Raw genomic sequence first — 25998 nt, forward strand, 5'->3', positions numbered from 1 at the left:
GAGAGAATCTGTATAAGCGATTCGATTCCAAGGTTTGGGGATTGGTTTAGATTAAAACTACTATATTTGCGCAGTAATAAAAAAACGAATTAAGCTGGTTTTTTGAATGAATAAAATCGTCATCGCCATTGATGGATATTCGGGATGTGGGAAGAGCTCCACGGCCAAAGCAGTAGCAAAGGATTTGGGATATACTTACATCGATTCCGGAGCCATGTATAGAGCGGCGACTTTACACTTTTTGAACCATTTCCTATCTCCAGCTAATCCACATGATGTGGAGAAAGCCCTGAAATCACTGGAAATTTCATTCCACCTAAATCCCATTACGCTCAAACAAGAGACCTATCTGAATGGTTTGAATGTGGAGGGTGAAATCCGCACCATGAGAATTTCCAATAAAGTATCAGAAATCGCGACTATCCCTTCCATCAGAAAAGAGCTGGTAGCCCAGCAACAGCGCTTAGGCAAGAAAAAGGGTGTGGTCATGGACGGCCGGGATATTGGATCAGTTGTTTTTCCAGATGCGGATCTCAAGGTTTTTATGACTGCTAATCTCGATACCCGAGCAGTCAGACGCCAGGAAGAGCTTTTGGAAAAGGGTGAAATGGTGGAGCTTGAAGCTATAAAAACCAATTTGTCAGAGCGGGATCGAGTAGATTCCTCCCGTGCAGAAAGTCCTTTGAAGAAAATGGATGATGCTATGGAGGTGGATACAAGTAATATTACCTTTGCGGAGCAAGTAGCGCAGATTGTTCACGCAGCGAGACAAATCATTGATAAATAAAAAGCTATGCAGGTAAGCATTGATAAAAACTCTGGGTATTGCTTTGGCGTCGAATTCGCCATTAAAATGGCAGAGGATGAAATGGAGCAAAGCGACCAGCTTTATTGCTTGGGAGATATTGTACATAATGATATGGAGGTATCTCGTCTGAGTGCAAAAGGTCTGGTGGTGATAGATCGAGAACAGTTATCAGAATTACATGATTGCAAAGTTTTAATTCGTGCACATGGCGAGCCGCCAGAAACTTATAGAACTGCAATAGAAAACAATATAGAGTTGATAGATGCTTCCTGTCCGGTGGTGTTGAAGCTTCAGCATAGGGTTAAAAGTGCTTTTGACAAAATGGAGCGTGAGGAAGGTCAAATCGTGATTTACGGAAAAAAAGGACATGCCGAAGTGATTGGCTTGACTGGGCAAACGCTTGAAAAGGCGATTGTCGTAATGGAAGATTCCGATCTGGATAAGATAGATTTCTCCAGGCCTGTGACGCTTTTTAGCCAGACTACAAAAAGCACAAAGGGGTTTTACGAGATTTCCCAGAAAATAGAAGAGCGAATTCAGGCAGCTAAGCAGGATTTGACTAGGGAGACGTTTAACGCAAATGATTCGATTTGCCGTCAGGTCTCTAATCGTGAACCACAATTACACCGCTTTTCCCAAGAGAATGATGTGATACTATTTGTATCAGGTAAAAAAAGCTCGAATGGAAAGGCTTTATATCAGGTTTGTCTGGCTCAAAATGAAAGAAGCTATTTCATAGAAAATGAGACTGAAATAGACCCTTCTTGGTTTCAAAAGGATGAGAAAGTGGGCATATGCGGTGCTACTTCCACCCCGATGTGGCTCATGGAGCAGGTCAAATCCTATGTGGAATCACTTGAAGAAGGAGTACTTACCGTATAAATCAGAGGTATTTAAAATAACAGGAAGCCATTCTTCCGAAAGTTCAAACATTAAAGTTCATATACCCTCAAATTAAAAAGGTTATTTATTAGATTTGGGGCGTTTTTCAAAAGCTCATAGTTCAAAAACAGATATGTCTAAAATAGTGAAGCTTAAGAAAGGTTTTGACATCAATATGGTGGGAAAGGCTAAGCAGGAGCTTGCTGATTTCGCCCCGGCGCAAACCTTCGCAATTAAGCCGACAGACTTTATCGGGCTCCAGCGCCCTAAAGTTCTTGTCAATGAAGGAGATACCGTAAAGGCAGGTACTCCAATCCTGATCGACAAAGCAATGGATCAGGTAATTTATGCAGCTCCTGTTTCCGGCAAAATCGTCGAGATAAAAAGAGGGGATCGTCGTAAGTTACTTGAGGTCAAAATTTTGGCGGATGCCACCATCGACCACGAACAATTCGGTAAAGTTGATATTGCTTCTCTGGATAGGGATGCATTGGCGACCAAATTGGCAGGAAGTGGTGCTTGGCCTAACATCATCCAAAGACCTTTCGGCATAGTAGCCAATCCTGCAGATACTCCAAAGAGTATTTTCATCTCTGCTTTTGATACACACCCTTTAGCTCCTGACTATGGTTTTGCCCTTCAGGGACAAGAGAAATATCTTCAGGCGGGAATTGAGGCTTTGGCAAAACTTACTAGCGGCAAAGTTCATTTGAATGTAGACGGATCTAAGTCTGTTCCGGCTGTGTTTTCAGATTTGAAAGGCGCCCAGGTGAACAAATTCTCAGGTCCCCACCCAGCCGGTAACGTGGGTGTACAGATTCACCACTTAGATCCTGTGAATAAAGGTGAAATTGCCTGGACTGTCACTCCTTATGGAGTTGCTCAGATCGGAAAATTTATCTTAGAAGGAATTTATGATGCTTCTAAAGTAATCGCGGTAACAGGTTCTGAATTGACGAAACCTGCTTATGTAAAGACCTACATGGGTGCTTCAGTATCGACTTTCGTGAAAGGAAATTTAAATTCAGGTCACGTAAGAGTAGTATCCGGAAACGTACTTACAGGCGAGAAGATTTCTTTGGAAGGTTTCTTAGGTTTCTATCACAACCAGATCACTGTTATTCCTGAAGGTGATTACTATGAGTTCATGGGATGGGCTAAGCCTACGACAAGATTGAGCTACCATAGAGCACTTGGTTTACTTTCTTTCCTTACGCCGAACAAAGAATTCGTTTTGGATTCTAATGGTAGAGGAGAAGAGAGAGCTTTTGTACAAACCGGCGTTTTTGAATCCGTGACTCCAATGGATATTCTTCCTGTTTATCTTTTGAAAGCCATCATGGCTGAGGATTTTGACGAAATCGAGGAATTGGGGATCTATGAGATCGTGGAAGAAGATTTAGCTCTATGCGAGTTTGTGGATGTATCAAAGCATCCTGTGCAGGAGTTGGTGAGAAAAGGAATTGAATTAATCCAATACAGTTAATCCATATGAAGTTTCTAAGAGATTTATTGGACAAGCAGAAGCCCCTTTTCGAAAAAGGAGGAAAGCTTGAAAGTCTATATTATGCGTTTGAGGCAGGGGAGACATTTATGTTCAGCCCTAAGCATACTACCGGCATCAAAGGTGCCCAGGTAAAGGATGCTATTGATTTAAAGCGAATGATGATCACGGTGGTAATCGCTATGATTCCTTGCTTGCTTTTTGGTATGTACAACACAGGTCATCAGCATTTACTTGCAACAGGTGGAACAGCCGGGTTGTGGGAAAATTTTGGTGAGAAATTGGGTATTGGAGCGATGTTGGTACTTCCACTTGTTTTGGTAGCCTATACAGCTGGTGGTATTGTAGAAGCAATTTTTGCAATAGTACGTAAACACCCAATCAACGAAGGCTTCCTAGTGACTGGGATGCTTATTCCGCTGGTAGTTCCTGCTACTACCCCATTATGGCAAGTTGCTTTGGCTACTGTTTTCGCAGTAGTTATAGCTAAGGAAGTGTTTGGTGGTACTGGTATGAACGTGCTAAACGTTGCCATGACTGCTAGAGCATTCTTGTATTTCGCATATCCTGCTCAGATTTCCGGTGATCAGGTTTGGACTTATTTAGGAGATAAAACACCAGTGGATGGGTTCTCTGGAGCTACTGCTCTTTCTGTAGTTTATAATGCAGGAGTAGAAGGTACCCAGTCCGCAGTGGAGGCTTTGGCCAGCCACAACAGTGTGCTTGGATCTGGATTATATGAATTTACTAATTTATTTATGGGTTGGATTCCGGGTTCTATTGGAGAAACCTCAACCTTGATGGCATTAGTAGGAGCTTTGATCTTGATCGGTACAGGAGTTGGAAGTTGGAAAATAATCGTTTCTGGTTTTGCAGGTGCATATATCATGGGAACAGTAATGAATCTTTTCGCTGTAAATGAGTACATGGCTCTACCTCCTCAATATCACTGGGTAATGGGTGGTCTGGCATTTGGAATTGTTTTCATGGCAACTGACCCTGTGTCTGCAGCACAAACAGAAACTGGTAAATGGATATATGGTCTATTAATAGGTATGCTTACCGTGATCATTAGAGTGACGAACCCGGCATATCCTGAGGGAATTATGCTAGCTGTTCTGTTCATGAACGTGTTCGCTCCACTGATCGATTATTATGTAGTTAAGGCAAATAAAACAAGGAGGTTACAACGTGCAACAGTCTAACACTTATATTATTACGTTCTCCGTCATCTTGACGGTAATTCTTGGATTACTTCTTTCTGGTACTTCACAGGTATTAGGGCCTATGCAAAAAGAAGCTATTGCCTTGGATAACAAGAAGCAAATTCTCGGAGCCCTTATTTCAGGTGATGAGATAGCTGCAATGAATCCGAAAGAGGTTAATGATTACTATGAAAATAGAGTTTCATCCATTGTTGTAGATATTAATGGTAAGGAAGTTACCGAACAGGATGGAGTTCCAGTAACTGCTGAGACAGTTGATGTTGCAAAGAATTATAAAAAGCCTGCTGAACAGAGACTATTTCCAGTTTATATCTATCACGCAGAGGGAAATCCAGACGATGTAGCAAATTATGTGTTGCCACTTTATGGTGCAGGTCTTTGGAATGCCATTTGGGGATATATAGCTTTGGATACAGATATGAACACCGTCGGAGGTATTACATTGGCACATGCTGGGGAAACTCCTGGGCTTGGAGCAAGAATTACCGATTGGGAAGTACAGTCTCGCTACGTGGGAAAAGAAATCTATGATGAGTCCGGTCAACTTGTATCAGTCGAAATGCAAAAAGGTGAAGGCATAGATTACTCCAACAGCCCGCATAAAGTCGATGGTATGTCAGGTGCTACCATTACAGGTAAAGGAGTAAATAATATGCTTTATAATTACCTCAATTATTATCAGGCTTATATAGAATCTAAAAAGTCATCTACCGCTGTAGCTGAACTTCAATAAAATTATCAACTCAACAATTTCATAAACATGAGTGCTGAAACTGTAGAAAAAGCGATTGAGAAAAAGCCCGCTGAGGCCTTATTATCTAAGCGCCGGAAAAAATTAATATCAGATCCATTAGTAGACGATAACCCCGTTACCATACAAGTATTGGGTATTTGCTCTGCTTTGGCTGTCACTACCCAGATGAAGCCTACTTTGGTTATGGCGATTGCTGTAATCTTTGTGGTGGTAATGTCCAATTTTGTGATTTCTTTGATGAGAAACACCGTTCCTGGACGTGTAAGGATTATTGTACAGCTGGCTGTAGTGGCTACCTTGGTTACTTTAGTAAATGAAGTGCTTAAAGCCTTTGCTTACGATATGTACAAAGAGCTTTCTGTATTCGTTGGTTTGATTATTACTAACTGTATTGTGATGGGCCGTCTGGAAGCATTTGCCATGGGCAATAAGCCATACGATTCAGTACTAGATGGATTTGGATCTGCTTTAGGATATTCCTGGATTATTTTAGCAGTTGCTTTCTTCCGCGAATTACTTGGGTCAGGTGCTGTATTTGGTATTCCGGTCTACGATTATATCTCAGGTCTCTTCGGTCCTGATTTCACATTAGCTACTAATGGATTGATGGTATCACCTGTAGGAGCATTTATGATCTTGGGTATCATCATCTGGGTACAGCGTACCAAGACAGGATATGTTGAACACTAATTAATTAGCGAAAAAATGGATTTATTTAATTTAGGTATTCGGTCGATTTTTATCGACAATATGATTTTCGCTTACTTCCTTGGAATGTGTTCATTCTTGGCTGTTTCCAAAAAAGTAAGTACTGCAATGGGTTTGGGGGCTGCTGTTATTTTCGTATTGACAGTAACTGTTCCTACCAACTGGATGCTAAATGAGTATGTGTTGAAAGAAGGAGCTTTAGCTTGGATCAGTCCAGGTTTGGCCGAAATTGATCTTTCATTTCTTCAATTCATCATGTTCATTGCCATTATCGCCGCTATGGTGCAATTAGTGGAGATGATCGTAGAGAAATTTGCTCCAGCCCTATATGGCGCGTTGGGTATCTTCCTTCCTTTGATTGCGGTAAACTGTGCAATCCTTGGTGGTTCACTATTCATGGCCCAACGAGATTATACACTAGCAGAATCTGCGGTTTATGGTTTCGGTTCTGGTGTGGGATGGTTACTTGCTATTATTGCACTGGCAGCTATCCGTGAAAAATTGAAATATTCTCACGTTCCCAATGGTTTGAAAGGATTGGGCATTACAATGCTTTTGACTGGATTGATGGGCTTGGCATTTATGTCCTTTATGGGTATTGATTTGTAAGTATATTCTCTTTAATAAAATATTTAAAAGCTTCGGGAAATTATCTCGGAGCTTTTGTTTTTAGCGGTAATTGATTTTTGTCAATTAGCTCGTAACTTTTCGGCTGAAAACTTATTAATTCAATAACCCTGACTCTTATGAAAATCCTATTAACATTTTGCTGCTTTGTGGCACTTACGTTTTCAGCTACCGCGCAAAGCGGAGAGTGGATCGAACTATTCAATGGCGAAAATCTAGACGGCTGGAAAATTTCTGAAAAATCACAATCTTTCCAAGTTGAAGATGGGGTGATAAAAGTAGCTGGACCGCGTGGACATGCGTTCTATAATGGTGATGTGGCAAATCACGATTTTAACAACTTTGAGGTAATTGCTGAAGTTAAAACAATGCCTGGAGCTAACTCCGGTATTTTTATCCATACCGAATACCAAGAGAATGGTTGGCCAAATGTAGGGTATGAAATCCAAGTAAATCAAAGCCACACTGATTGGAGAAAAACTGGTAGTGTATATTCCTTTCAGGACGTGAAAGATGTCTATGTGGAGGACGGTGAATGGTACACTGAGCATATTATCGTGCAAGGTGATGTAGTAACAGTAAAAATCAATGGCGAAACTGTCAATGTATATGATCAATCTAAGGATGAAAACCGCAAAGGTGATCTAGGTACTAAAAAAGTTGACCATGGCACTATTGCTCTGCAAGCACATGATCCTAAGTCTGTGATTTACTACAAAAGTGTGAAAGTAAAAGTCCTGCCAGATTAATCTGAGAGAAAAACAGAAAGAAAATATCTTAAAGTACAAATCCTGATTATTATTGAGTAATAATCAGGATTTTCATTTACTAGCCATGTCATTTACATACAAACGCATTATTTCTTATTTCCTTCGAGGACTGTTATTCATCACCCCGGTAGCAGTGACGCTGTATATTATTTTTCAAACCATCCTTTTCTTGGATAATCTGATACCCGTCCCGCTACCAGGAATTGGTATTGTGATGGTTTTAGCATTGATCACCTTCGTTGGATATTTGGCAAGCCTTTTCTTTGCCCAACCATTTTTTGATTGGTTTGAGCGGGGGCTAATTAAGATTCCATTGGTAAATCTGATATACACAAGTATCAAAGATCTGATGGGAGCTTTTGTAGGGGATAAGAAAAAGTTTTCTTCTCCGGTCAAAGTTCAGCTAAGCGATACTTTTATACGATTAGGGTTTATAACCCAAGAAGATATGTCCATCGTCGGGGAGCCCGGCATGGTTGCTGTCTATTTCCCGCACAGTTACAATGTCTCTGGGAACGTATTCTTAGTACCAAAAGACAAAGTGACGCCTCTTTTGGATGTGAAGAGTTCTGATGTGATGAAATTTATGGTTTCAGGTGGAGTTTCTCCCCTGATCTAGTTTATGGCTTGTGGTAAATCACAAACGAAATCCATTCGCCATCCGGAGACCAGCTGTGTACATTGATCGTGCCTTGACCTCCGTAAAATACTGGGGTCAAATCCTTGATTTCTTTTGTCTCCACATCTATTAGGCGTAGTTTGACATCTTTGCCAAATGGATGTGATCCTTTTTGATCTTCTAAATAAGAAATCATTACTGCTGATTTATTGTCTGGGGAAGGATGAGGAAACCAATTATCCAATTCATCGTCAGTGAGTTGCTCAGCCCCTGTTCCATCAGGCTTCATTCTGTAGGCGTGCATTCTTCCTGTGCGATTGGAATTAAAATAAATCCACTTTCCGTCATAAGAGTATTCAGGACCATCATCAAGACCTTCGGTGGTAGTGATCCTTTTCTCGTCACCTCCTATGGTTGGAATGGAGTAGATATCCCAAGCTCCATCCCGTTGAGCACAGTAGACCAAGGTTTTTCCGTCTGGGCTGATTCCATGCCAATAGCTTGGGTGATTTGGGGTGATCAGCTTTGGTTCACCACCTGTTAGGGGAACGGTATAAATACGTGAGCTAGTGCCCTCATCACTTTTGCTGATCACGAGTAGTTCACCATCAAAGCTAAGTCCATGGTCATTGTTTGCACGGGCAATTTTATCTGGTAAGATTTGGCCCAGTTTATTGCCGTCTAAATCTACTTTTTCGAGATGACCACCAGAATTTATGATTAAGAATTCCCCATCTCTAGACCAGTTTGGAGCTTCAAAATGCCTGACTTCTTTAAAAATCGTTTTTCGTTCTCCCGATTTTACATTGAGGATTACCAGTTCGCTGGTAGTTCCTTCTGGTGCTTGTTGAGCAAAAATCGAAAATGAGAATAGAAGACAATAAGCAGAAAGGAAGATTTTAGATACTGACATCATAGGGTTGGGTTAATTGTTCCCTTAATATAGGAAACTGATAACAAACCTATTGCATCACTTCTACCACGAACTCGTTTTTATCTTTAAATCGACCGATTTCCCATAGAACTTGATTTTGCTGCTTCATTGCTTCTTCAAACCAATCCTTATTTTCTGGATCCACTGCCACCATTAACCCGCCGCTAGTTTGAGGATCACAAAGTTTGACTAAGTCCATTCCCACCACGCCTTTTGTTTTGGCGCTGTAGGCTTTCCAGTTGCGATAGGTATTGTCAGGGAAAATAAACTGATTGATATATTCCTGTACTCCATCTATCATCGGAAGTTTATGCAAATCAATTTCAGCGGAGAGCCCAGACCCCTCACACATTTCAATCAAATGGCCCAAGAGACCAAAACCAGTCACATCTGTCATCGCATGAACTTCTTCGTGATTGCCGATTATCTCCCCTATAGAATTCAATCTACAAGCAGTATCAAGTAAACTCATGTAATCTTTGTCAGATATCTTCTGACGTTTTAGAGCTGTAGCCAATACGCCCACGCCAAGTGGTTTGGTCAGGTAAATAATGTCTCCGATTTTAGCGCCTTGGTTCTTTTTAATTTTATGCGGATGGACAATTCCGTTTACTGAAAGACCAAAAATCGGATCTTTAGCAGCGATGGAATGTCCGCCTGCCAATTCAATTCCCGCAACTTTGCAAATAGATTTTGCTCCTTCCATTACTTTGGCTGCAAGTTCAGGCGCAAGTTTTTCTACCGGCCAACTTAGAATAGCATTCGCAAAAATTGGTTTACCGCCCATAGCATAGACATCCGAAAGTGCATTTGCAGCTGCAATTCTTCCAAAGTCAAAAGGATCGTCCACAATAGGAGTGAAGAAGTCCACTGTATTAATGACAGCCAAATCTTCTGACACCTGATAAACGGCAGCATCATCTTTTCCCGAGTTACCTACCAATAAATTTGGGTCGGATTGGGAAAAGGATCCACTTGAACTTAATATTTGGTCTAAAATGGCTGGTGCGATTTTGCAACCACAGCCTGAGCCTTCACTCCACTCTGTCAGTCGGGTAGGTGTATTTTCCATAAAATTGGGATTTTGCTTCAAGTAGTATTTGTGTAGCCTTGTCTTCATCAATTCCGGAAAGGTCTAACTGTATCGTTTTCCCTTCAGGATGTTTATCAAGATCAAATGTATAAGCCTTATCATAGTAGATTAACATGTTTGAGATCCAGTCTTCGTGATTTCCATCAATAATTGCTTGTATCGCTTGGGAAGTTCGCAATCCCCCCAGACGTTTTTTGATGCGTAAAACAGCGAGAATCAACTCATCCTGAGGTAAGCTTGCATATTCTTTTTTAATCAAATCAATTCGTTCTTGGTCAGTCTTGTAAATATCAATCAGCGGTGAGGCAAGCATCTGATGGTAGAATTTATCAGGTAGAATTAATCTTCCGATTTTTCGACTTTCATTTTCTACCCAACTTGGTTTTTCAGGATCAAGATTTTGTAAAGTTTCTGCAAATTCATTTTCAAATTGCTCCACTGAAGGTTGGACAGGTTGCCCAATAGCGCCAAAGGCAGAACCTTTATGATTTGCAAGTCCTTCGAGATCGATGATTTGCTCACCAGCTTTATGGAGTTTTTTAAGTAATCTAGTTTTTCCACTTCCTGTTTTTCCTCCTAAAACAATTAGATTCCAATCTTTTCGGACCAGTTCATAGCTGTAGGTCCTATAAGTTTTATAGCCTCCAACTACGCGGAAGATTTCAAAGCCGACCATGCTTAACAACCATGAAAGAATATGGCTCCTCATCCCGCCGCGCCAACAATAGATTATTATTTTTTTCTCAGGGAAGCGCTTTAAAGCGTCTTTTAAAATTAAATGAAACCTGGGGCCAACTAACTCAAACCCTTTGATAGTTGCTTCTTCCGGGCCTCGTTCTTTATATAGTGTCCCAACTTGAATTCGCTCATTATTATTAAGGATGGGAATGTTAATAGATCCTGGTATATGGCTTTGGTCAAACTCTCTTTCGCTGCGCGCATCTATCACAGGAAAATGATCCCGCAAACTCCAAAATTCATCTAAAGAAATTAACTGCTCCGCCATAAAGTTTGAAGATAAAAAAAGCCGCAAGGAATTCCTTGCGGCTCTGAATGTAATATAGTCAACTAATTAAAGTTGAGCGTCTAGTTTTTGAGATAAAACAGATTTTGGAACTGCTCCCACTTGCTTATCTACGATTTGGCCACCCTTAAAGAAAAGTAGGGTTGGTATAGATCTGATACCGAATGCTTGAGCAACGCCCGGGTTTGCATCTACGTCTACTTTACCAATTACGGCTTTACCATTATAATCTCCAGCTAGTTCTTCCACTACTGGTCCGATCATTTTACAAGGTCCGCACCACTCAGCCCAGAAATCCACTAGGATTGGCTGCTCAGATTTGATGATTTCTTCAAAGTTTGCGTCAGTAATTTCGATTGCTTTTGACATTGTATGTTTGGTTTTTGATTTCGAGATTTCAAATATATGAGCAAAAGCCAATAGCGTATTAATAAGTTCCGAGGGGTTTAATTTTTTTGTCTATAGGTAATTGATAGAAACTATAATTATTTAAAAGCTTTATCCAAAAGTAGGATCGGAGCATATTAAACCACACGATACATTACCTCAGGAATTTCCTTCAGTTCCTTGATCATTTCAGCACTTGGATCGATAGAGAATCTTTTTGAGAAAAGCTCCAGAGCTATGTTCTCTTTTCTATCTACCACATCAAAATACAGCTTTGCATCTCCTTTATATTTCTCGGTGATTGCCTGAAGCTTTTCCATCAAATCCATCGTGAGATCGTCAAGATCAATATTGACACGAAGTCCTTTTACCATTTTACCGCGGATCTCATCCAAGAGCGTAATGTTGCCAATCTTAAATTCCAGTTCATTTTCCGCCCATCGTTTACCAGCTACAGTTCCGCTGATGAACAAGAACCAGCCTGGCATAAAGTACTCTTTGAACTTCACATAGTCATCTCCAAACAAGAAGAAAGTAAATGCTCCTTGGTAATCTTCTAAAGTAAGCGTTCCGAAAGGCTTTCCATTCTTTGTGGTTCGGTGGGCAAAAGTCGATACTGATCCAGCCAATTTGATGTCTGTACGATTTCTTAGGCTTTCCAAATCATTCAGATCAGGCAAAGAGGCATTGGTGAACGACTCAATTTCCAGTCTAAATTGGTCAAGTGGATGACCGGAGATATAAAGACCGACCACCTCCTTTTCAATGTTTAATTGCTGCAATTGCGTAAAAGGCTCCATGGGTGCAATGGTTGGAAGCGGTACTTCCATATTTCCTGCACCTCCACCGAAAAGACTAACCTGATTGCTTTCCTCCTCTTGTTGTACTTTCTGAGCGTATTTTGTTGCTTTCTCTATCAAATTCAAATCTCCATCCACAGCCTCCAAGTATTGTCTTCTATGATGCTGCGGGAAGCAGTCAAATCCTCCCGCCATCGCTAGGGCTTCCATTGTTTTCTTATTGAGTGCCTTGGAACTTACTCGCTTAGCAAAGTCAAAGATGTTTTTGTATGGCCCATTTTTCTCTCGCTCCACGATGATTGCATTAACTGCCGCAGATCCGGCACCTTTGATCGCTGCCATTCCAAAACGGATTTCTCCGGCAGCATTTACGGTGAAGCCATTTTTGGATTCATTCACGTCTGGCCCCAATACAGGAATTCCAGCCCGCTTACATTCTTCCATGAAAAACGTCACCTGCGTGATGTCATTCATATTATTACTCAGAACGGAAGCGAGGTATTCCGCAGGATAATGAGCTTTTAGATAAGCAGTTTGATAGGCAATCCAAGCATAGCAAGTTGAGTGAGATTTATTGAATGCATAGGATGCAAATGCTTCCCAGTCAGTCCAAATCTTTGAAAGTTTCTTTGCATCATGACCCTTTGCAGAAGCTTGTTCTACGAATTTTGGCTTCATCTTATCCAGTACGTCCTTCTGCTTTTTACCCATTGCCTTTCTCAAAACATCCGCCTCACCTTTGGTGAATCCTGCGAGTTTCTGGGACAAAAGCATCACTTGCTCTTGGTAAACTGTAATTCCGTATGTCTCCTCCAAGTATTCCTGCATGTCGTCCAGATCGTATTCGATCGCTTCGGTTCCATGCTTTCTTTTAATGAAAGAAGGTATATATGCCAAAGGCCCCGGACGATACAAGGCGTTCATGGCAATCAAATCCGCAAAAACAGTTGGCTTCAACTCACGCATGTATTTCTGCATCCCGGCAGATTCATACTGGAAAATCCCGACAGTTTCACCTCGTTGGAAAAGCTCATACGTCTTCACATCGTCGATTGGGAAATGATCCGCATCCAGCTCGATGCCATGCCTTTCCTTTACTATTCTGATAGCGGTCTTTATAAGCGTAAGGGTCTTTAGACCCAAAAAGTCCATTTTAAGCAAGCCTGCTGATTCTACCACTGAGTTATCAAACTGGGTACAAACCATGTCGGAGTCCTTCGCTAAGGCAACAGGTACATAGTTAGTAATGTCGGCAGGAGTGATGATCACCCCACAGGCGTGAATCCCTAAGTTTCTCACCGATCCTTCAAGCATGGTCGCCTGATTGATCGTCTTGGCAGAGTCATCCTGTCCTTTGGAAATTCGGATCAGCTCATCTGCTTTTGCAATCAATTCCCCCTGACCTTTCAGTTTGTCAGAAAGAGCTGCTCTATTTCCAGCCAAGCCAAAAAGTGCTTTCAGTTTGATGTCAGGGACTAAATTGGCTAATCTTCCAGCTTCCGCCAGCGGAAGATTAAGCACTCTTGCGGTATCACGAATCGCAGACTTGGCTGCCATCGTACCATAAGTGATGATTTGTGCTACCTGATTGGAACCATACTTTTTGATTACATAATCAATCACGCTCTGACGGCCTTCGTCGTCAAAGTCAATATCAATATCGGGAAGTGAAACTCGATCCGGATTTAGGAATCTCTCAAAAAGGAGATTGTATGCAATTGGGTCAATGTTGGTGATACCTGTGCAATAAGCAACCGCTGAGCCAGCCGCCGATCCACGTCCCGGACCCACAGAAACCCCCATTTTTCTTGCCTCCACAATGAAATCCTGAACGATCAAGAAGTAACCCGGATATCCTGTATTTTGGATTGTGGCTAGTTCAAAATCTAAACGTTCTTCAATTTCAGGAGTGATTTCTGGGTATCGTTTTTTAGCTCCCTCGTAAGTCAAGTGCCTTAGGAAGGCATTTTCTCCACGTTTCCCTCCGTCCACTTCGTCTTCTGGATGCTTGAATTCATCAGGAATTTCAAAAGCAGGAAGAAGAACTTCCCGTGCGAGTTTATAGGTCTCTATTTTCTCGGAAATCTCATTTGTACATTCGATGGCTTCGGGCAAATCCGCGAAGAGTTTTTTCATCTCATCGGGAGTTTTGATGTAGAATTCATCATTTGGAAAGCCATAGCGAAACTCACGGCCACGCTTTCCTATGTACTTTTTCGGTTTATCGTACAGTTCCCCGTCTTTCACACAAAGCAGCACATCGTGTGCTTTGGCATCGGATTTCTCACTGTAGTAGGAGTTGTTTGCTGCGAAATACTTCACATCATATTTCTTCGCAAACTCCAAAAGCACTTCATTTACTTTTTCTTCCTCAGGAACTCCATGGCGGTTTAGCTCCACGTAAAAGTCTTCACCAAACTGCTCTTTCCACCAGACAAAAGCCTCTTCTGCCTGGGTTTCGCCGACGTTTAGAATCAGAAATGGAATCTCTCCCCAAAGTCCTCCAGTAGTTGCAATTAGATCGCTCTTATATTCAACGAGCACTTCTTTGTCAATGCGTGGAACATAGTAAAAGCCTTCTATATTGGCGTAGGAAGCCAGTTTTGCCAGGTTATGATAACCTGCTTTATTTTTTGCAAGGAGAACAGTTTGGTAACCGTCGTCTTTGTTTGATTTGTTTTTTCTGTCGCGGCAAAGATTGAATTCACAACCCAAAATCGGTTTGATTTCTTTTGCAATGGCTTCTTTCACAAAGTGAAAAGCGCCCATCATATTACCATGATCCGTCATTGCGATGGCTGGCATTCCGAGCTCTTTTGCGCGAGCAATCATAGCAGGAATTTCGCAAGTTGCTTGGAGCACAGAGTACTGACTATGCACATGAAGGTGGGTAAAAGGAATTTCGGTGAGATCCGAAATGTCAGCCTTTCCAGCTTGCTTTAATACATCTTTGGCTGCGGCTTTCTGAGCATCTTTTGCTTGCGCAAAGTTTGCTTCTTCTAGCTTTGGAGCTTCGTAGATTACTTCAGCGATGGTAACTCCAGCTTCGGGAGCTTGGACGCCTTGATTAATCAACCCAAAGAAACAGCGTGCAGTAGCATCAACATCATAAGCTGCATCGTGTGCGTCACCGAAGCCTTTTCCGAAAAGCTTTTGATGAAGTTCAGTAAGTGTTGGCCACTTGTATTTTCCACCTCGACCGCCAGGAAGTGCACAGAAATCAGTTGATATGTCTTTGGTATCCAGTTGTTGTGCAGTCAGAGGCATGGTGGCTTCAGCACGGTAATATTCCGAACCGGTTACATTGACATCAAACTCGACATTGTGTCCAACCAAATATTTGGCTTGCTTCACATCTCCTTCGAAAATCCCAAGGATCTGCTTGAGGTCGTGACCTTCGGCTAAGGCGCGCTTGGTGGAAATTCCATGGACTTTTTCCGCATTGTAAGGAATGGTAAATCCTTCTGGACGGATGATGTAATTGTGATTTGAAATCAGATTTCCCTTAGCATCATGCAGTTGCCAAGCGAGCTGGACAAGGCGTGGCCAGTTGTCCACGTCGGACATGGGAGCATTGTAATCGCGAGGAAGACCAGTGGTTTCGGTATCAAAAATTAAATACATACAGCTTGGGTAATTGAGCCTTCAAATTAGGGCTAATCTCTGAAAGGAGGCAAGTGTACTGGAGGTAATTGTCGTAGAAATTTGAATTAACTAGGTTCAAGTTTGACCCGAAATAGGTAAGGGCTTTTAAACAATATGATTATCCGCAATGGTGACTTTCACCTTAGCATCTTTGGTCGGAAGACCCATGACATAAGTCAGGATTAGTCTCAATTATTATTTTAACTCAAACTAGATTGATTTTGCCTCTTCTGGTAGAAAAGCGGATGCACGTATTAAAAAATATTTTCCTTGATAACAATGAAATACCTTTTTCAAGGTAAAATGCGGAATAAATAAATAGGGAATTTGTTTACTTAATAATTTCCACACTCTATACCGTAAGATTTCTTGAGCTAATGGTTGAATAAGAGGTTCGTTTTTTTAGAACCTTATCCACAAGGATTTTTCCTTTTGGATAAATAAATCAACATCTTTCGACCTTTGTACTATGCAACCTCTTTAGTACCTTATTTCCCACATCCAAGCTCTCTTGCTTTCTATTGAAGTCTGAATAAACTCTCGGACCAGGTCCTGATATTTGGTACCAGATACTTCTCTCCCTTTTAGTTTTTTTGGAAGGGTGATGATTTCTTCCGGCTCCCCAAAAGTAATTTTTTCAGCTTCCACTATGAGCATACCATCGTTGATGTCATAAGCCAAAATCAAACCTGGTAGCCCGAATTGCTCTTCAGGGCCAGTTGGAACTGGAATATCGGATGCAAACCATGCTGTAATCTTTTGGCCTCTAAGGGTGTCTTCTGTCACGGCTTTCATACACATGTGCCCGAGAATATCTCGTATTTCATTCATGACCCTCCATTTTGGAGCATTAAGGCTGTCACGGACTATGTAAGTTTTGCCCATTTGATCCATGTATTTGAGATAGGTCTGATCTTTAAGATTGTTTTCAATGAAATAGTCTTCCACTTGCCAAGAGTAACTTTGAACCTCGTAGGGTGCACCAAAGGTGTAAAGACTTTTTTCTGGCCAAAACTGGAGTTTCATACGTGTGCTGTAGCCTTCTGGACTGCCCCAGGAAAGTAGGATTCTGTCCTTTTCTTGCTGGGTTAGGTGTGGTAGACTTGCGTAGATTTTGTCATAGAAAATTCGGTATCGGTATTCTACTTGACCAACAATATTTTGAGCTCTTAATCCCGTGGTAATCAGTATCAGTGCAATGGTTTTAAGTATTGATTTCATTGTCATAATGGTATCCTGCTAGTTTTTATTATCTTCTGTTTTTTACTTCTACTCCGCGCATATTGTAAGTCACTCCGAGAAGGAAATATCTTGACAATGTTTCAATCCTGCCAGTGGAAACGAAGTTTTGACCAGCATATTGACTGATGGTTTGATTTTGCTTAAAGATGTCATAGGCGGAGAGTCTAACTTCCCATTTTTTGGCCTGACCGAGAAGTTTATAGATAAATGCATTTAGAATAGGTACTTCCTGATCAAATCCAAAACTCTCGTTTTCATATCGATTGTAGTTGAACTTCATGTCCAGGTAGAAATTTTTGGGAAGCTTAATGTTCATATTAGTATAGGCACTCCAATTAATGATGTCCTGGTTCTGAGATGGGTTTTGCTCGTATTTGGTTTTGCTTAGGCGGAATGAGGTTCCGGCGTAGATGTTAAACCATTCCAACGGGGTAGCATCCAGGTTTACCCCAAAATTATGGCTAAAGGTGTTGGTCTCTGTCTCGATAGAATTGATTAAAGTTAGACTTTTAGAATAAGATGGATTTGCATTTAAGAATGCATTGAATTTTGTTTTTACGATTGGAAACCCAAATCCTATGTAGGAAAAATACCGCTGCCCTCCAGAAACGTTTCCAGCCTTATAGGTAGTGACAAAAGTTTCGGGATCAATGGTTTGGTTTTGAACCACCTGACTTTCGTAGAGAGTTGAATTCAATGAAATTCGGAAGTTTATAAATGTAGCAGGATCATACATGCTATATCCCGTATTAAAAGAATGTGCTACTTCAGGTTTTAGATCTGGATTTCCTTCTCGGATATACAAGGGGTTAGAAATATCTTTGAAAGGCTGCAGGTCAGAAATATTTGGTGGAGTTACACCCATGGAATAGCCAGCGTTGAGGCGCTTGTTGCCCTTCATGGTTTTCCAGTAGGATACATTAGGGGTTAAATTGAAATAGTTTTTGTCCACTGTGCCAAGAATATCACTTTCTTTTACTACTGAAAATTGACCGTTCAAATTGTAGTTGGAAGCCGCTAAGCCCACACTTAGGTTAGAGCCTTTATTAGCATATCTAATGCTGGACCCTACCCGGTTGTAGGTAATTGAATTGTCAAAAAATCGGCTAAGATCAGCATTCAGTTGTGGGGTATCACTTGCCTCCACATCGTATACTTTACGGTCTGTTTCACTATTTGAAAGACTGAAATTATAGAACGATTCCCAAAATAATGTCTTTTTGATAGGTTCAACAAAGAGTAAACTTGATTTGATCAAGTTCGAGCTATTCAATGCTTGGTTTACTTGATCCAAATTTCTAAAATACGTATTAGGATCTGTTGAGTTAACAAGGTCTACGATGGATTTTTGGACACCATCTTGGTCTGCCTTGCTGTATGTATTACTGGCGCTTGCTGCAAAAGTTCTTCCATTTTTCCTGAATTTATGCCTGTAAATGGCAGTTCCTTGAAACGCGCCAGACCATTTATCAGATTGGTTGTTACGATCCATTTGGCTCTGCTCGGTGCTACTGCGTATTAGTTCTTGATAACTTAATAGTGAGGTAGATAACGTGCTAAATCTACCTTTAGCGGTAAGTGTAATGGTGTTGGTGCTGTCAAGATCATTTTGAAAACGAATATTTGCCCGATGATGTCCGGCTACATTGTTTTGTGAATTTTGGTCTGTGGAAGTGAATGATGTGTTGTCCTCTAGGAAGGTAGTTCTTGCATTATAGCTTTCTACGATTTGATCACTCCGGCTAAAGAAATAGTTGCTGCTGAAATCCTTTTTGTCTTTTAGATAGTTGTAATTAACTCCGAAAGCCTGGTTATTTGAAAAGCCTGAACTTAGGTTGTTGAAAGGAATTTCGAAGGATTCCTCATTATCTCCTCCAAAAGAGATGTATGAAATACCTCCGCTTCCATTAAAACCGAAATCCCCGGTATCTCCAAATTGAAATGCGCTGCTCCCTCTAAACTCCTGTAGGTCGTCAAATGACAAACCACTTTGATTGACATTATTTCCATATCCTATAATTGAAAATTGGTTTGTCTTGTCAAACTTATTATAAGAGGCATTGGCTGCCCATCTATCATCAGTCCCTCCTGATGCTGAAATCTTTCCAAAACCTCCTTTTTTAGCCTCTTCCTTAAGCTCTACGTTTAAAGTTTTTTCGTTCACTCCATCATCCACTCCGGTAAGTTTAGCTTGTTCTGACTTATCGTCAAATAACTGTAGTTTGCTAATAGATTCGGCATTGAGGTTTTGAGTTGCCATTTTCGTGTTTCCTCCAAAAAAGCGCCTGCCATCTACTGTTACTTTCTGGACTTGTTGTCCTTGGGCAATAATGTTTCCATCTGCGTCGATCTGCATTCCAGGTAGTTTTCGGAGAAGCTCTTCCAAAGTCGCTCCAGGCGGCACTTTAAATTTGCTGGCATCATACTCAAGCGTGTCTCCCCGCATCATTAACGGCGCTTTTGCGGCCTTCACTACCACCTCGTAGAGTTCCTGTAAGATGGGCATCAACAGGATTTCTTCCACTTCCAAGTCACCTGTTTCTGGAAGGATCAATTCCTTTTGTTTAGGAAGGTAACCCATATAGGTAGCTTTGATGAGTAAGGGTTGCCTGTCTACGTTTTTAAATTGGTACTCACCATTTTTATTTGTCAAGGTATATGCTATTAAGGATGAGTCCTTTGGAGTAAGAAGTAGCACCGAGGTGTAGTCGAGTGGAGCATTGGTGGTGTCTTTCACCACTCCTCGAATATTGAGTTTTGATTGGGCTTGGGTCGTAAAAATGAGAGTAGCCAGAAGAAAGTATGAAATGAGGAATTTCATTTTTTTTAGTTTTATGTTTATAACTATATTTTTTTTGACAAAATGAACCCAATCAAAAGATAACTACTAATGCATCTCTGCAAGTAGTATTCTTTGTGTTAGATGAGAGACTGAGGATCGAATGGATACTATGTGAATCCAGCTAAGTTGAAAATGATTGTACTTTACTTTTGCAACCCCTTAGTCCTATATTATATATAACCTTAAGCCCTATTTCTATAAGAAGATTTTAAAATTTCTCTTTTCTTCTTTAGGGCTATTATTAAAACAAATCAAAAATTCTTTCAATCAACTAGCGCCGTTCAATGAAAAGTAGGCAGCTATCTATACAAAATAATAATAAGTATTTTGATACTACTAGTATAGTAATCATTTAACTAAAAGTAGCTTACTAGTTTGTTAAAAGATGTTATTAAGGAAGGGGGTAACGCGTGGGATTTAGAGAAATTTAAAGTTAAATGGAGACAATTAACTTGTTTTGATTAGTCTTTTATATATTTTATTTATTATGCTCAAAAGAAAAAAACTTCACCTTTTATCTTCCCAAGGCATGTAAATCACCTTTTTGGTCTCAAAAAATTCTTCTTTAAAATAGTCTTCCAGGTGATACACCACATAAGATTTTCCTAGCTCCTCCATTTCCTCGTCTACCTCTCCTCCCTTCAGATAAAGAATGCCATTTGGATATTCATTAATATCTTCTTTGCGGATTTTATTTTTCACCCAGGGATAAAAATTAACCATCCGAGTAACTGCCCGACTGATAACAAAGTCATATTTCCTGATCAATTGCTCTGCTCTCGCTTGTTGAGCTTCCACATTTGTCAATTTCAGTTGCTTGACCACATCCTTTACTACAGTTATCTTTTTCCCAATGGAATCAACCAAATGAAAATGCGTTTCTGGAAACATTATGGCTAATGGAATCCCGGGAAATCCACCTCCAGTTCCGATGTCCAATATCTTCGATCCCGGCTCAAAAGGCATCACCTTCACAATTCCAAGCGAGTGCAGCACATGATGCACATAGAATTGCTCCATGTCTTTACGGGAAATCACATTTATCTTGGAATTCCAATCTTCATAAAGCTCCTGGAGCTTTTCGAACTGAGCAAGCTGAGTCTCTGTAAGGTCAGGAAAATAAGACTGGATAAGCTGAGTGCCAGTATTCATTAAATGTGTTTTTGTTTGCCAGCGGCAATTTCGTAAAGTAATTCCCTTGAGCGGTGAAGTTGTGCTTTCACAGTTCCCAAGGGTTTTTCGAGTTCCTGAGCGATTTCTTCGTAGGAAAGTTCATCGAAATAGCGAAGCTGTACTAGCTTTCTATATTTCGCAGGAAGCTTGTCTACAAAAATTCTGACCATCTCGATACGTTGCGTACGGATGAATTCATCCTGTGGATTATTGTCATCATCTTCCACATCTATAGTCACAGCATTTCCTCCATCATCTGACATAGTCGTATTCAAACTCATCGTTTTGAGTTTTTTCTTTCTGATGAAGTCAATGGTGTTGTTTGTAGCTATCCGGAAAAGCCAGGTAGAAAAAGTATAATCTTTCTTAAACCGATGAAGATTTTTAAAAGCTTTGGCAAAAGCCTCCATAGTCAGATCCTCAGCATCATCCGCATCACGGATCATTTTCAGAATCATGTAATAAACGGCCTTTTTGTATCGCTTCATCAAAGAGGCAAAGGCTTGCTGATCTTTTTGGTGTACTGCCTGATCGATTAGCTCAAAGTCCTCAAGTGCTTTCTTAGAAAAACCGCGTTCGTTTATTTCCATTGGATGTCTTTTGCCTGGTGGGAAATAGTCCCTAAAATCCAAAAGTAACCTAAATACAAGAAATCGAGCATCCAGATATTTTTCGGTGGTTTAGTTCCTTGGATCTTCTTTTCCGCCGCTTTGAATACGCGGACAAGGAGAATAGATCTCAATAGGATAATACCGAAAACAATAGAAAAATGTTCCCAGCTTTGCGCTAAACCGAAATAAATAAGTAATCCTAAGCCAGCAATCCAGAATAATGCATGAGAAAAGGAGTATAATCCAATCTTTCTCTTGTCAGCACCGTCGTAATACTTCCCGGCATGTAGATGTCTTTTTTTCTGAATTAAATAGTCTTTTACGTTTTCCTTGGGTTTGGATGTAGTGTTTGCATCAGGGTCCAAGACTATCTCTGTGTTTCTTCCATTTGTATACAGATTTACAAAAAGATCATCATCTCCACCTTCTATATGCCAGAGGTTTTTGAATGCTTTCACTTCCATAAAGAAACTTCTCCGGTAGCAAAGATTTCTTCCCACTGCCATGAAGGGTCTTTTCCATAATCCAAAGGACATGTAATACAGTGCTGTCAACAATGTCTCAAACTGAATCCAGTTGTTAAGAAAACTTGATTTTTGCTCATATCCCGAATAGCCTAACGCAAAGGTTTTATTATGATTGCGGACTGGGGCAGTCATTTTTCTGATCCATTGGTCAGTTTGAGGTAGACAGTCTGCATCTGTCAATAGGATAATATCATTTTTAGAAACTTTGATACCAAGCGTTAAAGCATACTTCTTTGAGGTCACATGCGGTGGTGTATATTTGACTGTGACGGATCTGAGTTTCGGATAATTCTCCATCATTTTCTCAAGCAATCTTTTCGTGCTGTCAGAAGAGCGATCATTCACCACCATCACATCAAAAGCTGGGTAATCTTGTTCGAAGATCTTCGGAATAAGCACTTTAAGGTTTGAGAATTCATTGTGGGCAGCAATCAAAACGGTCACAGCTTCCTCCTTATCGGGTAGGGACTTAGAATTATTGCCAGAGTAAAAGGCGGTCTTACCAAAAATAAATAGGAGATATATTACCTGAATAAGTATTCCAAAACCGAAGAACAACCAAAGTAAAAATATGCCCATAGATAGCTTTTGCTAAGCAAATATAAAATCAAATTCAGCAAACCATTTAAGAATAAGCGTATATTTTTGTAGGCTGAAAGGGGCAGTTTGATGATTGTCTCTCCTGCAACCCTTTACCGATATGAAGTTTACCTTAGAGTATAATGATTCCAAAAGTAAAGCTAGGGCCGGTGTAGTAAAAACCGATCATGGCGATATTCAAACTCCCATTTTTATGCCGGTGGGTACGGCTGCCAGTGTGAAAGCTGTGCATACCCGAGAACTTAAAGATGATATCAAAGCTCAAATAATTCTCGGAAACACATATCACCTATATTTGAGACCGGGTTTGGAAGTGCTGGAAAAAGCAGGAGGTCTCCATAAATTCAATGGCTGGGATAGACCGATTTTGACAGACAGTGGTGGGTATCAGGTCTTCTCTCTATCGGGAACCCGGAAAATAAAGGAAGATGGAGTGATGTTCAAATCGCACATCGACGGTTCCAAGCATCATTTTACTCCTGAAAATGTCATGGATATCCAGCGGACTATAGGAGCGGATATTATCATGGCATTTGACGAGTGTACTCCTTATCCATGTGAATATGGCTATGCGAGGAATTCCATGGAGATGACACATCGATGGTTGACTCGATGTATCGATCGATTTGATGCTACAGAAGGGAAGTATGGTTACAACCAAACGCTGTTTCCGATTGTGCAAGGCTCAGTCTACAAGGATTTGCGCAAGCAAAGTGCAGAATTCATAGCCTCTACCAATCAACAAGGAAATGCAATTGGCGGACTTTCAGTAGGGGAGCCAGCCGAAATGATGTATGAGATGACGGAGTTAGTCACTGACATTTTACCTCAGGACAAGCCTCGCTACTTGATGGGAGTAGGAACGCCAGCGAATATTCTGGAGTGCATCGCACTTGGTGTTGATATGTTCGACTGTGTAATGCCTACGAGAAATGCTCGAAATGGTATGCTATTTACTTCTGAAGGATTCATAAATATCAGAAATGAAAAGTGGAAGGATGATTTCTCCGCTATTGATCCGGCTACTGGAGGCTATGTGAGTACTTTTTATTCAAAAGCATATTTGAGACACCTTACCATAAGCAAAGAAATTTTGGCTGCACAAATTGCCAGTATTCATAATTTGAGTTTTTACCTATGGCTAGTCGGCCAAGCTAGAGAACATATCCTTGCGGGTGATTTTGCCGTTTGGAAAGATCAAATGGTAAAGAAAGTGAGTACCAGACTCTAATATGAAACTACTCGATAAGCTGATCATCAAGGATTTTCTTAAAACCTACTTTTTTGTAGTAGTGATGCTGATTCTGGTTGTTTTGGTTTTAGACTTTACAGAAAAGAATGACACCTATATCCGAAACGAGGTGCCTTCGCGAGAGATTTTTAAGTACATGATTAATTATGGTTTGTACTTAAACAACTTGCTTACGCCGATTACTGTCTTTATCTCCGTTATTTTCATCACTTCCAAAATGGCAGGTAGAACGGAAATTATAGCAATTTTAAGTAGTGGTGTTAGTTTCATAAGAATGTTAAGGCCTTTTCTATTTGCTGCCAGCATGATTGGCGGGGCAAGTTTCTTGCTAAACGGATGGGTTCTTCCTGGAGCTACAGAAGGCGTGACCAAGTTTCGGATTACTTATCTGGATAAAGAAAAAACATCTTCCGAAGCCAATATTCACATCAAAGTAGGCGCTGATTCCTATGCTTACTTAAGCAGATTTTATGGTGTAGGAAATACAGGTTACTATTTTACTTTGGAAACCATTAAAGATGGAGAACTTCTGGATAAGTTGTCTTCTGATCGAATCGAGTGGGATACGGCAAAGCATGTGTGGAAACTAATTAATTGGAGACTTCGCAAGTTGGAAGATAGAAAAGAGGTCTTTACAGTAGGTGAGTCTTTGGACACCACTTTATCAATTACCCCTGATGATTTTGATTTACCTCCTAATCATCATGAGACATTAAAGCTTCCTGAGCTTGGACGGCAGATAAAAGTTTTGGAAGAAAGGGGAGCAGATAATGTCGGTTTCTATAAAATCGAGCGATACGTACGTTTTATGTCACCATTTGCAGCAATAATCCTGACATTTATAGGAGTAATCATGTCAGCTAGAAAAACTCGGGGAGGTTCAGGATTTCAGATTGCTATGGGGTTCTTACTTGCGTTTGTATACATCATCCTATTTATCCTCTCTAGAACATTTGCTGAAAATGGTGCAGCGTATCCTATTTTCGCTGTGTGGTTGCCAAATATAATATTTGCAGCAACCGGCCTTTTTCTGTACAAAACTGTCCCTCGATAGATGGACGGCACGATCAAGGATTATTTAATGCTCCATCTGATTGTACTCATCTGGGGATTTACCGCGATTCTAGGTTTACTGATTAGCCTCCCGGCAATAGAGCTTGTTTTTTACAGAACTTTGATTGCCTCCTTTGGAGTTGCTTTGCTCTTTCTTTTGAAAAAGAAAAGTTTACTGATGCCTTTTCCAGATATGATGAAAGTGACAGGAGTAGGATTTGTGATCGCCATGCACTGGATTTTGTTTTTCTGGTCTGCCAGAGTTTCCACAGCCTCTGTCTGTTTGGCTGGAATGGCGACTACCTCTCTTTGGACGGCATTCGTAGAGCCGGTTTTTAATCGTACAAAAATAAAATGGTATGAAGTTGGACTTGGTCTCATAGTCATCTCAGGGCTTTTGGTGATTTTTAGTTTTGAATCAGGCTATTGGCTTGGATTAAGCATGGCGCTGGTTTCTTCATTCCTAGCTGCAGTCTTCTCGGTCCTGAATGGTAAGCTAGCACACAAGCATAATCCATATCAGATCACTTTCTATGAGATGGCTGGGGCTTGTTTATTTTCGTTACTATTTATGCCAGTTTATTCAAGTTTCATTACGGGCAAAGGACTGAATTTAAATTGGGTCGGATACGATTGGTTTTGGCTGTTTATCCTCGGAGGAATCTGTACAGTATATGCCTTTTCAGTTTCGGTTGAATTGATGAAGAGACTTTCCGTATTCTCGATCAACCTGACTGTAAATCTTGAGCCAGTTTACGGAATAATTCTGGCAGTTCTGATTTTTGGAGAAAGCGAAAAAATGACTCCACAATTCTATTTAGGAACAGCCATAATTCTTGTTTCAGTGCTCACTTATCCTGTATTGAATTATCTGAATAGGAGGAGAAAGCCAGTAAGGCCGCTTGGGTAAAGACTTG

At 40.7% G+C, this 25998-nt stretch carries 22 protein-coding genes; 12 read left to right on the plus strand and 10 right to left on the minus strand.

Annotated elements, in window-relative coordinates:
- Positions 1 to 106: 106 nt before the first annotated feature.
- The 9 genes from cmk to AACZ73_RS17635 all read left to right on the plus strand — a co-directional run bounded on the left by cmk (position 107) and on the right by AACZ73_RS17635 (position 7898).
- The gene (gene cmk / locus AACZ73_RS17595; RefSeq protein ID WP_339879880.1) at positions 107 to 787 is read left to right on the plus strand and encodes a (d)CMP kinase; all 681 of its coding nucleotides are present in this window, start codon (positions 107 to 109) and stop codon (positions 785 to 787) included.
- Positions 788 to 793: 6 nt separating this feature from the next.
- Positions 794 to 1690: a 4-hydroxy-3-methylbut-2-enyl diphosphate reductase gene (locus tag AACZ73_RS17600; protein ID WP_339879882.1), complete on the plus strand. Its 897-nt coding sequence runs from the start codon at positions 794 to 796 to the stop codon at positions 1688 to 1690.
- A 133-nt stretch (positions 1691 to 1823) separates the two neighbouring features.
- Positions 1824 to 3176: a Na(+)-translocating NADH-quinone reductase subunit A gene (locus tag AACZ73_RS17605; RefSeq protein WP_339879884.1), complete on the plus strand. Its 1353-nt coding sequence runs from the start codon at positions 1824 to 1826 to the stop codon at positions 3174 to 3176.
- 5 nt (positions 3177 to 3181) lie between these two features.
- A complete protein-coding gene (locus AACZ73_RS17610) occupies positions 3182 to 4399 on the plus strand; it encodes an NADH:ubiquinone reductase (Na(+)-transporting) subunit B (RefSeq protein ID WP_339879885.1) in 1218 nt (405 codons plus the stop codon).
- On the plus strand, positions 4386 to 5153 hold the full coding sequence (gene nqrC / locus AACZ73_RS17615) for an NADH:ubiquinone reductase (Na(+)-transporting) subunit C (RefSeq protein ID WP_339879887.1): 768 nt from the start codon (positions 4386 to 4388) through the stop codon (positions 5151 to 5153). Before AACZ73_RS17610 ends, nqrC begins: the two co-directional genes overlap by 14 nt.
- 27 nt (positions 5154 to 5180) lie before the next feature.
- The gene (locus AACZ73_RS17620; protein ID WP_339879889.1) at positions 5181 to 5864 is read left to right on the plus strand and encodes an NADH:ubiquinone reductase (Na(+)-transporting) subunit D; all 684 of its coding nucleotides are present in this window, start codon (positions 5181 to 5183) and stop codon (positions 5862 to 5864) included.
- A 15-nt stretch (positions 5865 to 5879) separates the two neighbouring features.
- Positions 5880 to 6491, plus strand: coding sequence for an NADH:ubiquinone reductase (Na(+)-transporting) subunit E (nqrE, locus tag AACZ73_RS17625; RefSeq protein WP_339879891.1), 612 nt, complete (start codon positions 5880 to 5882; stop codon positions 6489 to 6491).
- A gap of 137 nt (positions 6492 to 6628) precedes the next feature.
- Entirely contained in the window at positions 6629 to 7258 is a 630-nt protein-coding gene (locus AACZ73_RS17630) for a DUF1080 domain-containing protein (RefSeq protein WP_339879893.1), read from the plus strand.
- Positions 7259 to 7343: 85 nt separating this feature from the next.
- Entirely contained in the window at positions 7344 to 7898 is a 555-nt protein-coding gene (locus tag AACZ73_RS17635) for a DUF502 domain-containing protein (RefSeq protein WP_339879895.1), read from the plus strand.
- Position 7899: 1 nt separating this feature from the next.
- Here the strand turns inward: AACZ73_RS17635 and AACZ73_RS17640 are convergent, their stop codons facing one another.
- The 10 genes from AACZ73_RS17640 to AACZ73_RS17685 all read right to left on the minus strand — a co-directional run bounded on the left by AACZ73_RS17640 (position 7900) and on the right by AACZ73_RS17685 (position 22755).
- Complete coding sequence (locus tag AACZ73_RS17640) at positions 7900 to 8814, minus strand: transporter (protein ID WP_339879897.1); 915 nt, start codon at positions 8812 to 8814, stop codon at positions 7900 to 7902.
- Between the two features lie 46 nt (positions 8815 to 8860).
- Entirely contained in the window at positions 8861 to 9904 is a 1044-nt protein-coding gene (gene selD, locus AACZ73_RS17645; RefSeq protein WP_339879899.1) for a selenide, water dikinase SelD, read from the minus strand.
- Positions 9867 to 10958 (minus strand): tRNA 2-selenouridine(34) synthase MnmH, encoded by a 1092-nt coding sequence (gene mnmH, locus AACZ73_RS17650; RefSeq protein WP_339879901.1) that lies wholly within the window; start codon positions 10956 to 10958, stop codon positions 9867 to 9869. The genes selD and mnmH overlap by 38 nt, the downstream gene beginning before the upstream one ends.
- A 39-nt stretch (positions 10959 to 10997) precedes the next feature.
- Positions 10998 to 11318, minus strand: a complete 321-nt coding sequence (gene trxA, locus AACZ73_RS17655) for a thioredoxin (RefSeq protein WP_339879902.1) — start codon at positions 11316 to 11318, stop codon at positions 10998 to 11000.
- A 155-nt stretch (positions 11319 to 11473) separates the two neighbouring features.
- Positions 11474 to 15760, minus strand: coding sequence for a DNA polymerase III subunit alpha (gene dnaE, locus AACZ73_RS17660; protein ID WP_339879904.1), 4287 nt, complete (start codon positions 15758 to 15760; stop codon positions 11474 to 11476).
- 501 nt (positions 15761 to 16261) lie between these two features.
- Positions 16262 to 17002 (minus strand): GLPGLI family protein, encoded by a 741-nt coding sequence (locus AACZ73_RS17665; RefSeq protein WP_339879906.1) that lies wholly within the window; start codon positions 17000 to 17002, stop codon positions 16262 to 16264.
- 28 nt (positions 17003 to 17030) lie between these two features.
- On the minus strand, positions 17031 to 19844 hold the full coding sequence (locus AACZ73_RS17670) for an outer membrane beta-barrel family protein (protein WP_339879907.1): 2814 nt from the start codon (positions 19842 to 19844) through the stop codon (positions 17031 to 17033).
- A 528-nt stretch (positions 19845 to 20372) separates the two neighbouring features.
- Complete coding sequence (gene rsmG / locus AACZ73_RS17675; RefSeq protein ID WP_339879909.1) at positions 20373 to 21017, minus strand: 16S rRNA (guanine(527)-N(7))-methyltransferase RsmG; 645 nt, start codon at positions 21015 to 21017, stop codon at positions 20373 to 20375.
- Positions 21017 to 21628: a sigma-70 family RNA polymerase sigma factor gene (locus tag AACZ73_RS17680; RefSeq protein ID WP_339879910.1), complete on the minus strand. Its 612-nt coding sequence runs from the start codon at positions 21626 to 21628 to the stop codon at positions 21017 to 21019. Before AACZ73_RS17680 ends, rsmG begins: the two co-directional genes overlap by 1 nt.
- Positions 21619 to 22755: a glycosyltransferase gene (locus AACZ73_RS17685; protein ID WP_339879912.1), complete on the minus strand. Its 1137-nt coding sequence runs from the start codon at positions 22753 to 22755 to the stop codon at positions 21619 to 21621. Before AACZ73_RS17685 ends, AACZ73_RS17680 begins: the two co-directional genes overlap by 10 nt.
- 121 nt (positions 22756 to 22876) lie before the next feature.
- Here AACZ73_RS17685 and tgt point away from each other — a divergent pair, with 121 nt between their 5' ends.
- The 3 genes from tgt to AACZ73_RS17700 are packed head-to-tail and all read left to right on the plus strand — an operon-like array spanning position 22877 to position 25991.
- The gene (tgt, locus tag AACZ73_RS17690) at positions 22877 to 24007 is read left to right on the plus strand and encodes a tRNA guanosine(34) transglycosylase Tgt (protein ID WP_339879914.1); all 1131 of its coding nucleotides are present in this window, start codon (positions 22877 to 22879) and stop codon (positions 24005 to 24007) included.
- A 1-nt stretch (position 24008) separates the two neighbouring features.
- Positions 24009 to 25082, plus strand: coding sequence for an LptF/LptG family permease (locus AACZ73_RS17695; protein ID WP_339879916.1), 1074 nt, complete (start codon positions 24009 to 24011; stop codon positions 25080 to 25082).
- Positions 25083 to 25991, plus strand: a complete 909-nt coding sequence (locus AACZ73_RS17700; protein ID WP_339879918.1) for a DMT family transporter — start codon at positions 25083 to 25085, stop codon at positions 25989 to 25991.
- Positions 25992 to 25998: the final 7 nt, after the last annotated feature.

It is taken from the genome of uncultured Algoriphagus sp., from assembly GCF_963974835.1.
GTDB lineage: Bacteria > Bacteroidota > Bacteroidia > Cytophagales > Cyclobacteriaceae > Algoriphagus.